At 72.8% G+C, this 11,278-nt stretch carries 8 protein-coding genes; 4 read left to right on the top strand and 4 right to left on the bottom strand.

Annotated features, from left to right (window positions below):
- The first annotated feature begins 91 nt into the window (after positions 1 to 91).
- Positions 92 to 796 (top strand): TetR/AcrR family transcriptional regulator, encoded by a 705-nt coding sequence (locus ACTWPW_RS04210; protein ID WP_375111147.1) that lies wholly within the window; start codon positions 92 to 94, stop codon positions 794 to 796.
- Here the strand turns inward: ACTWPW_RS04210 and ACTWPW_RS04215 are convergent.
- From ACTWPW_RS04215 to ACTWPW_RS04230, 4 genes are all read right to left on the bottom strand, one after another.
- Positions 793 to 1,824 (bottom strand): hypothetical protein, encoded by a 1,032-nt coding sequence (locus ACTWPW_RS04215; protein WP_443167990.1) that lies wholly within the window; start codon positions 1,822 to 1,824, stop codon positions 793 to 795. The two genes, ACTWPW_RS04210 and ACTWPW_RS04215, sit on opposite strands and share 4 nt — an antisense overlap.
- 674 nt (positions 1,825 to 2,498) lie before the next feature.
- On the bottom strand, positions 2,499 to 5,039 hold the full coding sequence (locus tag ACTWPW_RS04220; protein WP_443167991.1) for a Tex family protein: 2,541 nt from the start codon (positions 5,037 to 5,039) through the stop codon (positions 2,499 to 2,501).
- Between the two features lie 27 nt (positions 5,040 to 5,066).
- Positions 5,067 to 6,305: an amidohydrolase gene (locus ACTWPW_RS04225; protein WP_443167992.1), complete on the bottom strand. Its 1,239-nt coding sequence runs from the start codon at positions 6,303 to 6,305 to the stop codon at positions 5,067 to 5,069.
- Between the two features lie 78 nt (positions 6,306 to 6,383).
- Complete coding sequence (locus tag ACTWPW_RS04230; protein ID WP_375111143.1) at positions 6,384 to 6,818, bottom strand: RpiB/LacA/LacB family sugar-phosphate isomerase; 435 nt, start codon at positions 6,816 to 6,818, stop codon at positions 6,384 to 6,386.
- Positions 6,819 to 6,962: 144 nt separating this feature from the next.
- Between ACTWPW_RS04230 and ACTWPW_RS04235 the strand changes: the two genes are divergently transcribed.
- The 3 genes from ACTWPW_RS04235 to ACTWPW_RS04245 are packed head-to-tail and all read left to right on the top strand — an operon-like array spanning position 6,963 to position 11,275.
- On the top strand, positions 6,963 to 8,033 hold the full coding sequence (locus ACTWPW_RS04235; RefSeq protein WP_443167993.1) for a DUF917 domain-containing protein: 1,071 nt from the start codon (positions 6,963 to 6,965) through the stop codon (positions 8,031 to 8,033).
- Positions 8,026 to 9,636, top strand: coding sequence for a hydantoinase/oxoprolinase N-terminal domain-containing protein (locus ACTWPW_RS04240; RefSeq protein WP_375111141.1), 1,611 nt, complete (start codon positions 8,026 to 8,028; stop codon positions 9,634 to 9,636). Before ACTWPW_RS04235 ends, ACTWPW_RS04240 begins: the two co-directional genes overlap by 8 nt.
- 22 nt (positions 9,637 to 9,658) lie before the next feature.
- On the top strand, positions 9,659 to 11,275 hold the full coding sequence (locus ACTWPW_RS04245) for an ABC transporter substrate-binding protein (RefSeq protein ID WP_375111140.1): 1,617 nt from the start codon (positions 9,659 to 9,661) through the stop codon (positions 11,273 to 11,275).
- Positions 11,276 to 11,278: the final 3 nt, after the last annotated feature.

Genomic DNA, 11,278 nt, shown 5'->3' on the forward strand with positions numbered 1-11,278 from the left:
CCCTTTTGACAGCTTTTGGGGGGTTGTTGTCGTTCATCAAACGCCCGTAGGCTCATCAACGTCAATGGCGTTGGCATAAGGAGCGAGCTGCATGGCCAAGCGGGTGGTGGCGGAGGCGGCACGCCGGCGGCGGCGTCCCACCAAACAGGGGCAGGTCCTGACGCACCGGCTCATCGTGGAGACCGCGCTGCGGATGTTGCGCGAGCACGGGGCCGCCGGGCTGACCGCCCGCCGCCTCGGCCTCGCGCTCGGCGCCGACGCGAGCACGATCTACCGGTACTTCCGGGGCATGGACGACCTCATCCTGGCGATCGCGGACGAGCTGTTCCGGCACGCGATGGCGGACTGGCGGCCCAGCGGGGACTGGCGGGGCGACCTGCGGGATCTCGGCCTGCGCATCCACCACGCGTACCTGGCCCACCCGCAGGCCGCCGTGCTCACCGCCAGCCGGGTCACGGGGCGGCCGAACGAGGTGGCCGGCGACGAGACGATCCTCGGGATCGTGCGCGGGGCGGGGTTCGCCGACGCCGACGCCGTACGGATCTACCACGCCTTCATCGACCAGAGCCTGGCCTTCGCCATCCTCGACGCGGCCACGCTGGCCCTGCCGAAGGCGGCGCGGGAGGCCGACGAGGAGGTGTGGCGCGACACGTACGCGCGGCTGCCGGCCAGCACGCACCCCAACATCGCGGCCACGGCTCCGCTGCTGGTCGCCCGGATGAACGACAGCGCGTACCCGACGGCGCTCGACATGCTGCTGTCCAGCGTGTCGGCGCAGCTCGCCCGGGCGATCTAGGCGTCGTCGGCCGGGAGGTTCCGGGCCAGCCGCTTGCCGAGCCCGGCCAGCGAGTCGTCGGCCATGAGCGCGGGCAGGCGGGGCGCGTCCTCGTCGATCTGGCGCAGCACCGCCGGCTGGTCGCCCCGGTAGCGGCTCCAGGCCCGGACCACCTCGGGCATCGCGGCGATCGCCTCCTCCGACAGGATCGCCTCGCGGGGCAGCCACGACGTCAGGAACTGCCGCACCCTTCCCGGGCTCCACCACAGCGGCCGGTTCCCGACGAACTCGGCCAGCTTCCCGAACGCCTCCCGCGCCCCCGGCAGGTCCGGCACGTCCTCGAACTCGGTCAGCGTCTCGTCGGGGGCGCCGCGTACGAGGCCGGGGACGGTCCGGGCGCGGGCGACGGCCAGCGGGCGGATCGCGGGCAGCGTCTCCGCCACGGCCGCTCCCATGACCGTCTCGCCCAGCTCGAACGCGTCCAGGATCCGGCCCCCGACCACCCCCGGCTCCGCCTCCCGCAGGCCCAGGTCGTCGAGGAACTTCAGCTCCTCCACCAGGCCGTCGACGGCGAGGCCGCCCTGGGGCTGGTCGATGCCGATGACGAGGATGTGGGGCTCCTTGCCGTTCTCGTAACGGAAGGCCAGAACCGCCAGGACCTGCTCACCGTAGGGGTCGGCCTTGCCGTACCAGGCCCCCTCGCACACCACCCGGCCCATCCGCCGCATCCACCCGAGCACCTCCCCGGCCCCTGGGGTCGGTGGTCCAGAGTCCGGGGCCGGTGCGCCGGACTCCGGGGCCAGTTCTTCGGGCTCCCGGGCCGCTGCGTCTCGTGCGTCCAGTGCGCCGACCGCCGCCAGGGCGGTGAGGGCGAGGCGCGCTTCCTGACGCCCGTCTTCCTCCGCCCGCCGCAGGAACGCCTCCGTCTCCCCGGCCGCCTCCAGCTCCGCCGCCAGCCGGGCGGCCCAGAGCTCCGTCCGCAGCGGGGAACGCCACCTGAGCAGGTCTCGGGCCTGAGTGATCGCCGTGTCGAACGCAGTCGTACTCACCCTTAGACCGTATCGCCAGGAGGGATCAGCGCAGTGGGAGGCGCTGCATGGCGTCGGCCCTCCAGACGTGGGGCGTGGCGTGGGGCTTCGGGTCGCGCCGAGCGCTGCACGCCCGGCGTATGACGAGGGCCCGCCCGTGGCCGTCGGCGCGGCACACGTACGGGCCCGGAGCCCATGGGGGCGAGTTCTCGGCGCGCGGGGCTTCCCTGACGGAGCACCCGCCTGCCCGCCGGGCCCAGCTGGGTGGCCGTCGCGCCCGCTGCGCGCTTGTCATCTTCCTGGCGGCCCCGGCTGCGTCGCGGTCGGGGCTCGGCGCGCCGATGCACGGGCTGTTGAGGGCGGGACATGACGGCTCGGCCCGTGGATCTGGTGCACCGGCTGTTGAGGGTGGGACGTGACGGGCTCAGCCCGTGGGCTGGAGCGCCGGTTGCGGTGGGTCAGGTCCGGTGGCTCAGTCCGTGGGCTGGGGCGCTGGCTGTGGTGGGTCGGATCCGGTGGCTCGATCCGCGAGCTGGGGCGCCGGTTGCGGTGGGTCAGGTCCGGTGGGTCGGTCCCTGGGCTGGTGCGCCGCCTCCTTGGCGAGACTCGCGGGCTGGCGCGCATGGAGCGGCCCGGTCGACCGACTGGAGCGGCCCGGTCCGGCGGATGGGGCGGACCGGGCCGCGCTTTCGGTGCTATCGGTTGTCGCCGCCCAGGCCCGCCTTCCTGAGGGCCTCGGCCATCGCGCCCGTCGGAGCGGGGCGGTCCTGGCGGCGCTGGCCGCCGCGCTGCCCGTCGCCGCGGCCACGCTGGGCGGCGTCCCCGCCGCGCTGGCCGTCACCCCGGCCGCGGCCGCCGTTACCGCGGCCGCCGTCGCCCCGAGCCCCGTCGCCCCGAGCCCCGTCGCCCCGAGCCCCGTCGCCGCGCTGGCCGTCACCACGCTGGCCTTCGCCCCGGCCGCCGCCGGTGCGGCCGCCTTCGCCGCGGGCGCCCTGGCCGCGGGGCTGCTGGCCGTCGCCCCGAGGGCTGTCCCCGCGGTTGCCTGCCTGGCGGCCGGGGCCGCGGCGGGGGGACTCGCCGCCGGGCTGGGCGGTCGTCTCGTCCTCCAGGCGCAGGGTCAGGGAGATGCGCTTGCGCGGGATGTCGACGTCGAGGACCTTCACGCGGACGATGTCACCCGGCTTGACCACGTCACGCGGATCCTTGACGTAGTTGCGCGACATGGCCGAAACGTGCACCAGGCCGTCCTGGTGCACGCCGACGTCCACGAACGCGCCGAACGCGGCCACGTTCGTGACCACGCCCTCCAGGATCATGCCGGGCGTCAGGTCGGAGATCTTCTCCACGCCCTCCTTGAAGGTGGCGGTCTTGAAGGCGGGACGCGGGTCGCGGCCCGGCTTCTCCAGCTCGCGCAGGATGTCGGTGACCGTAGGCAGGCCGAACGTCTCGTCGGTGAAGTCCTGCGGCTTGAGGGAGCGCAGCGCCGCGGTGTTGCCGATCAGCGACTTGAGGTCCGTCTTGGCCGAGGTCAGGATGCGCCGGACCACCGGGTAGGACTCCGGGTGCACGCTCGACACGTCGAGCGGGTCGTCGCCGCCCGGGATGCGCAGGAAGCCCGCGCACTGCTCGAACGCCTTGGGGCCGAGCCGGGGCACGCTCTTCAGCGCGGAACGCGTGCGGAAGGGGCCGTTGGAGTCGCGGTGGCGGACGATGCTCTCCGCCAGCGTGGCGCCGATGCCCGACACGCGGGTGAGCAGGGGTGCCGAAGCCGTGTTGACGTCGACCCCCACCGCGTTGACGCAGTCTTCGACGACCGCGTCGAGCGAGCGGGAGAGCTTGGACTCGGCCAGGTCGTGCTGGTATTGGCCGACGCCGATCGACTTGGGGTCGATCTTGACCAGCTCGGCCAGCGGGTCCTGCAGCCGCCGGGCGATGGAGACCGCCCCGCGCAGCGACACGTCGAGCTCGGGCAACTCCTGGGAGGCGTAGGGAGAGGCCGAGTAGACCGAGGCGCCGGCCTCGGAAACGACGATCTTGGTGATCGACGGCATGTGCTCGACCAGCTCGCCGGCCAGCTTGTCGGTCTCGCGGGAGGCCGTGCCGTTGCCGATGGCGATCAGCTCGACGCCGTGCCGCTGCGCGAGCGCGCCCAGCACGGCCAGCGACTGGGCCCACTGCCGCTTGGGCTCGTGGGGGTAGATGGTCGCGGTCTCCACGACCTTGCCCGTGGCGTCCACCACGGCGACCTTCACACCGGTGCGCAGGCCCGGGTCGAGGCCCATCGTGGGCCGGGTGCCGGCCGGGGCGGCGAGCAGCAGGTCGCGCAGGTTGGCCGCGAACACCCGCACCGCCTCCTCCTCGGCCGCCTGCCACAGCCGCATCCGCAGGTCGATGCCGAGGTGCACGAGGATGCGGGTGCGCCAGGCCCAGCGCACGGTCTCGCCCAGCCACTTGTCGGCCGGGCGGCCCTGGTCGGAGACGCCGAACCGGGAGGCGATGCGGAACTCGTAGTCGGGGCTGTCGTCGGGCTCCAGGGTGACGGAGAGGATCTCCTCCTTCTCGCCCCTGAACATGGCCAGGATCCGATGCGAGGGCAGCTTCGTGAACGGCTCGCCGAACTCGAAGTAGTCGGAGAACTTGGCCCCCGCCTCCTCCTTGCCCTCCCGGACCTTCGACACCAGCCGCCCGCGGCTCCAGAGCTGCTCGCGCAGCCCGCCGATGAGGTCGGCGTCCTCGGCGAAGCGCTCGATCAGGATGGCCCTGGCCCCTTCGAGGGCCGCGCCCGTGTCGGCGACGCCCTCCGTGACGAAGCCCTCGGCCGTCGCCGTGGGGTCGAGCGTGGGGTCGGCGAGGAGCTGGTCGGCCAGCGGCTCCAGGCCCAGCTCGCGGGCGATCTGCGCCTTGGTGCGCCGCTTGGGCTTGTAGGGCAGGTAGATGTCCTCGAGCCTGGCCTTGGTCTCGGCCGCCATGATCTGCTCGCGCAGCTCGTCGGTGAGCTTGCCCTGGGACTCGATGGACTCCAGGATCGCCGTCCTGCGCTCCTCCAGCTCCCGCAGGTAGCGCAGCCGCTCCTCCAGCGTGCGCAGTTGCGCGTCGTCGAGGGCGCCGGTGGCCTCTTTGCGGTATCGGGCGATGAACGGCACGGTGGCGCCGCCGTCGAGCAGATCGACGGCTGCCTGCACCTGCCCGTCGCGTACGTCGAGCTCTGCCGCGATCCGCTGGTGAATAGAGAGCACTTGCCTGCCTTTCGATGGTCCCGCCGGTCAATTGTGCAGGACGACGCCGTCCTTCATGACCAGAGTGCGCGCAGGGTGAACGACCACCGCCTCCGCCGGCCCACCGGCGGGGACCACGACCAGGTCGGCCCGGTTGCCCGGGGCCAGGCCGTAGCCCTCCAGCCCCAGCGCCCGCGCCCCGCCGTGGGTGGCCGCCTCCAGCGCCAGCTCGATGTCCTCGTCCCTGCGGAAGGTGCTGCGGTAGGCGACGTGCATCGCCCGCTCCAGCATGTCGCCGCTGCCGTACGGGCCCCAGAGGTCGCGGATGCCGTCGTGCCCGCAGGCGACGGTGACCCCCGCGGCCCGCATCCGCTTGATCGGAGGCACGGGGAAGCTGTAGACGGCGGCGGTCACCACCGCCACGCCCGCCTCGGCGAAGCCCTGGATCAGCCGGTCCTGGTAGGCCTCGTCGAGCTGGCCCAGCGCGTAGGCGTGGCTGACCGCCACCCGGCCGCCCAGCCCGAGCGCCCTGGTGCGCTCGATGATCAGCTCCAGCTCCCACCCGCCCAGCGAGCCGCCGTCGTGCAGGTGGAGATCGAGATGCGTGCCGTAGCTCCCGGCCAGGCCGAAGATCAGGTCGAGATGGCGCACCGGGTCGCGGTCGATGCCCGCCGGGTCGAGGCCGCCCACCGCCTCGACCCCGCTCTTCAGCGCTGCCTCCAGCAGCTCGGCCGTGCCCGGGTTGGTGAGCACGCCGTGCTGGGGGAAGGCGACCTGGCGCACGTCGACGGGGGAGCCGGCCGCGGCCTCGCGCACGGCCTCCACCCCCCGCAGCCCGACGGCCGGGTCGATGTCGGTGTGGGTGCGGACGTGGGTCGTGCCCGCCGCGCTCATCTGCTCCAGCAGCGCGCCGATCCGCGCCACGCTCGGCACCCCCAGCTCCGCCCGGCGGCCCATGTCGTTGCCGATGCGGCCGGCGAGCGTGTCGTCGGCGGAGTGGGGCACCCACGGCCCGCCGTGGAGGGTCTTGTCGAGATGGCAGTGCGCCTCTACGAGGCCGGGCAGGACGAGCTGCCCCGCCACGTCGATGACCAGGGCGTCGGGCGGTGCCTCGATGCCCGGCGCGATCCGGTCGATGCGCCCGTCGCGGACCAGGATGTCGGCGGGCGCGCCCGGCTCCGGGGTCGCGGGCGGCCGCCGCTGCTGGGCGGCGGGTGCCGCCGGGCCCTGGGCGGCGGGTGGTCCGGGTCTCCAGGGCAGTCCGCCGCGGAGCAGCACGTCGGTCATGCCCAGCACCCTAAAGGGCGCGACCGACGATTTCCTCGCCTCCGCTGTGACGGTTCTGGAACAACAGCCGCGAGGCGGTCAAATGTCACTGAGGTGGGTGACGTTCGCGACGTCCGCGTCATCCGTGCTCGGCCGGCCCGCCAGCCAGGCGTCCAGGATCTCGTCCAGCACCACGTCCGACGTGAGGCGGAGGCTGAGGGCCAGCACGTTGGCGTCGTTCCACTTGCGGGCCCCGTCGGCGGTGTACGCGTCCACGCACAGGGCCGCGCGCACCCCGGGCACCTTGTTCGCCGCGATCGACGCGCCCGTCCCGGTCCAGCAGCAGACGACCGCCTGCTCCGCGCGCCCCTCGCTCACGTCCCTGGCGGCCAGCTCCGAGGCCCACGCCCAGTCGTCCCGCTCGTCGTCGTTGAGCGCGCCGTGGGTCACGACCTCGTGCCCCCGCCTGCGCAGCTCCGACACGACCCGCTCGGCCACCCCGTCCCTGCTGTCGGCGGCCACCGAAATCCGCATGTGCCCTCCCGGTCGATCTCCCTCACATCTACCACCTGGCCCGGCCGATCGGCCTCCCTCAAGCTTTCTCCGCGGTCGCGGTGGGGGTGGGAGGGAGGCTGGGACTGGCGTGAGGGGCTGGTATGTGCTTGGTTGTGGCGCCATATGAGTATTGACGTAAATGACATTTCGGCCCTCGCCCGGGGGTGTGCCGTTCTGGGCACCGGTGGCGGGGGCGACGTGCGTACGGGATCGCTGGCCGCCGTGCGGGCGATTCGCGAGCACGGCCCGGTGCCGCTGGTGGAGCTGGGCGATCTGCCCGGTGACGCGCTGGTCGTGCCGCTGTCCGGCATCGGGGCGCCCACCGTCAGCCACGAGATGATCCACGGCGAGGACGAGCCCGAACGCATCGCCGAGGAGGTCGAGCGGATCTTCGGCCGGCCGCCGAGCGCGATCATGTCCTCCGAGATCGGGGGCGCCAACGGGGTCGCGCCCGTCGCCTGGGCCGCCCAGCTGGGGCTGCCGCTGCTCGACGCCGACGGCATGGGACGGGCCTTCCCCGAGGTCCAGATGGTCTCGATGTACGTGGCGGGGCTCCCCGCCGACCTCGTGGTCATGTCCGACGTCGCGGGCAACGTGGTGACCATCCGCCCGATCGACGGGCTCTGGTCGGAGCGCCTGGCCCGCGCCGTCTGCGTGGCGGCCGGGTCGCACGCGCTGATGGCCGACTACGTGCTCACCGCCGAACGGGCCAGGGGCGCGGTCATCGAGGGTACGGTCACCCGCGCCCTGGAGATCGGCCGCGCCACCGAGGGCACGGCGGACCCGCTCGGCGCTCTCCAGGACCGGCTCGGCGCCGCCAGGCTGATCACCGGCAAGCTGACCGACGTGGAGCGGCGCACCACGGGCGGGTTCGTACGGGGAACGGCCACGATCGAGGGCACCGGCGCGGACCGGGGCCGCCGCCTCACGCTGGAGCTGCAGAACGAGAACCTGGTCGCCGTCGAGGAGGACCGGGTCCGCGCCATGGTCCCCGACCTCATCACCGTCGTGGACACCGAGACCGCCGCCGCGATCCAGACCGAGGCCCTCAGGTACGGCCAGCGCGTCACGGTGCTCGCCTGGCCCTGCGACGCGCTCTGGCGCACCCCCAAGGGCCTGGAGACGGCCGGGCCGAGGGCGTTCGGATACGACCTGGACTACGTACCCGTCGAGGAGCTGATGGCGCGTGGCTGACCTGCGAATCGGGATCGACGTCGGCGGCACGAACACCGACGCGGTGGTGCTCGACGCCGGCGGCCGGGTGATCGCCAAGGCCAAGCGGCCGACCACCTCCGACGTGACCGGTGGCCTGCGGGCCGCCCTGGACGCCGTACTCGCCCAGGTGGGGGACAGGACCGGCGTCGGCCGCGTCATGCTGGGCACCACGCACGCCACGAACGCGATCCTCGAGCGGCGCGGGCTCGGCCGGGTCGCCGTGCTGCGGCTGGGCGCGCCCGCCACCACCGCCGTGCCGCCGCTCTCCGACTGGCCCGCCGAGCTGCGCAAGGCCGTCTCGGCGGGCGAGGCGATCGTGCCCGGCGGCCACTACGTGGACGGCCGCGAGATCAGCCCGCTGGACCTGGGCGCCGTGCGCCGGTTCCTGGACGGCGTGCAGGCCGACGCGGTGGCCGTCACCAGCGTGTTCAGCCCGGCCGGCGGCGAGCACGAGCAGGCGGTCGAGGAGCTGGTCAGGGCCGAGTACGGCCTGCCGGTGTCGATGAGCCACGAGATCGGCTCCCTCGGCCTGCTCGAACGCGAGAACGCGACCGTGCTGAACGCCGCCCTGTACGGCGTGGCCGCCCACGTCACCGGTGCCCTGGTCACGGCGCTGGCCGAGCGGGGGCTCGGCGCGCGGCCGTACCTGGCGCAGAACGACGGCACGCTCATGACCCTGGAGCACGCCGCGCGCCTGCCGGTCTCCACGATCGGGTCCGGGCCGGCGAACTCCCTGCGCGGCGCCGCGTACCTGTCCGGCGTGGCGGACGCGGTCGTGGTGGACGTGGGCGGCACCTCCACCGATCTGGGGGTGCTGGCCGGGGGTTTCCCGAGGGAGTCGGCGGCGGCGGTCGAGATCGGCGGGGTGCTGACCAACTTCCGCATGCCCGACATCCTGGCCATCGCGCTCGGCGGCGGGACCGTGGTGCGGGGCGGCGGCGTCGGGCCCGACTCGGTCGGCTACCGGATCGCTCAGGAGGCGCTGGTCTTCGGCGGGGCGACGGCGACGATGACGGACGCGGCCGTGGCGGCCGGCCGGATCCCGCCCGGGGCCGAGGGCTGGCGCGAGAGCCTGCGGGCGGCCATCCTGGCGCTCGGGACCGGCGGGCAGGACCCCCGTGAGCACACGCCCGGGGAGGTGGGTGACATGTCGGAAAGAATCGGCGACATTCTGGAAAGCGCGGTCACCCTGGCGGACGAGATGGTCATCGACGCCGTGGACCGGATGACGCTCGGCCGGGCCGACCGTCCCCTGGTGGCGGTGGGTGGCGGGGCGTTCCTGCTGCCTGATCACATCCCCGGCGTGAGCAGGGTGATCCGGCCGGAGCACGCCGAGGTGGCCAACGCCGTGGGCGCCGCCATCGCACTCGCGAGCGGCAGAGTCGATACGATCTTGCCTGCAGGAGAAAGCCGGTCACAAGCGATCGAAAGCGCCAAGGAGGAGGCGCGGGCGCGAGCCGTGGCGGCGGGGGCGGATCCCTCCGGCGTCGAGATCGTGGACCTCCTCGAGGTGCCGCTGAGCTACCTCTCCGAGCCCGCCGTGCGGGTACACGTCAAAGCAGCCGGACCCCTCGCCCGGTGACACATCGAAAGGACCCCCCACCATGCGCTGGCACAAGCGTCTGCTCGTCGCCGGTGTCGCCGGCGCGCTGGCCCTGACCGCATCCGCGTGCGCGGGCGGACAGGTGCGCGGCGCCGGTGGCACCCCGCAGCCCCAGGCGAGCGGCGGCAGCCCGGCGAACCAGGCCACCGGGCAGGTGAACGACAGCACGTTCGTCTACGCGCCGAACCTCGACGTCGTCACCGACTGGGACCCGGCGACCTCCTACTCCAACGAGATCGTCGCCCTGTCGAACATCTACGAGGGCCTCACCAGGTACGACTCCGAGGCCAAGAAGGCCATGCCGCGCCTGGCCACCGAATGGACGTCGGCGGCGGACGGCAAGGAGTGGACGTTCAAGCTCCGGCAGGGCGTGAAGTTCCACTCGGGGGCCACGATGGACGCCGAGGCGGCCAAGAAGGCCATCGAGCGGACGATCGAGAAGAAGGGCGGCGCGGCCTACATCTGGGACCCGGTGAACTCGATCGAGGCCGTGGACGCGAGCACGCTGAAGTTCACGCTCAAGTATGCCGCCCCGCTCGACCTGGTCGCCTCCTCCGGCTACGCCGCCTGGATCTACGACGTGGACGCGGTGGACGCCGACGGCAAGAAGACCGCCGGCACCGGCCCGTACACGATCGACTCCTGGCAGAAGGGCAAGGAGACCGAGCTCACGCTGAAGGCGTACGAGGACTACTGGGGCGGCTGGAAGCCGGAGCAGTACAAGAAGGTCGCCTTCCGCGTCACACCCGAGATCACCACCGCCTGGCAGCTCCTGCAGAAGGGTGAGGTGAACTTCGTCGAGCGCCTGAACCCGCAGCTGTTCGCCCAGGCCGGGACGACGGGGACCGTGCAGACCACGCAGTCGCCGTCGTTCCAGAACCTGCTGGTGCTGTTCAACACGGCCGCGGGCCCGACCAAGGACGTCAAGGTGCGGCAGGCGCTGCAGCTCGCGATCGACTACGACGGCCTGGCGGCGGCGCTGGAGGGCTCGGGACAGAAGGCCAGCGGCCTGGTGCCGCAGGGCCTGCTCGGCCACGCCTCCGGCATGGAGCCCAAGCAGGACCTGGCCCGGGCGCAGGAGCTGCTGGCCGAGGCCGGGTACGGCCCCGACAACCCCGAGCTCAAGCTGACCCTGACCTACGGCCAGGGCGACGAGGACCAGAAGCTGCTGGTCACGCTGCTCAGCTCGGCACTGAACAAGCTCAACGTGACGTTGCAGGCCAAGCCCATGACCTGGAGCGCGCAGTGGGACCTGGGCAAGAAGCAGGGCCAGGACATCTTCGTCATGTACTGGTACCCGGACTATCCGGACGCCTACTCCTGGTTCCTCAACGTGTTCAAGAGCGCCGACAAGCCGCAGTTCAACCTGTCCTACCTCAAGAACCCCGGCGTCGACGCGGCCATCGACAAGCTGCCCGAGCTGACGGCCACGGACCAGCTCGCGGCCGACCAGCAGTACAAGGAGCTGCAGCAGAAGATCATCCAGGAGGAGGCGGCGGTGGCGGTGCCGTACGTGCAGAAGTATCAGCGCGCCCTCTCCTCGGACGTCCAGGGCTACGCGGACAACCCCGCCTATCCCAACGTGGTCTTCTTCTACGACCTCAAGCGCGCAAGCTAGCCA

The organism is Nonomuraea sp. KM90, assembly GCF_052246675.1.
In the GTDB taxonomy this organism is placed as follows: domain Bacteria; phylum Actinomycetota; class Actinomycetes; order Streptosporangiales; family Streptosporangiaceae; genus Nonomuraea.

What these genes read in the sequence shown, in the direction of transcription:
- ACTWPW_RS04235 (WP_443167993.1), top strand. Translation starts at nt 6,963, where the DNA reads ATGAGTATTGACGTAAATGACATTTCGGCCCTCGCCCGGGGGTGTGCC.
- ACTWPW_RS04210 (WP_375111147.1), top strand. Translation starts at nt 92, where the DNA reads ATGGCCAAGCGGGTGGTGGCGGAGGCGGCACGCCGGCGGCGGCGTCCC.
- ACTWPW_RS04245 (WP_375111140.1), top strand. Translation starts at nt 9,659, where the DNA reads ATGCGCTGGCACAAGCGTCTGCTCGTCGCCGGTGTCGCCGGCGCGCTG.
- ACTWPW_RS04225 (WP_443167992.1), bottom strand. Translation starts at nt 6,305, where the DNA reads ATGACCGACGTGCTGCTCCGCGGCGGACTGCCCTGGAGACCCGGACCA.
- ACTWPW_RS04230 (WP_375111143.1), bottom strand. Translation starts at nt 6,818, where the DNA reads ATGCGGATTTCGGTGGCCGCCGACAGCAGGGACGGGGTGGCCGAGCGG.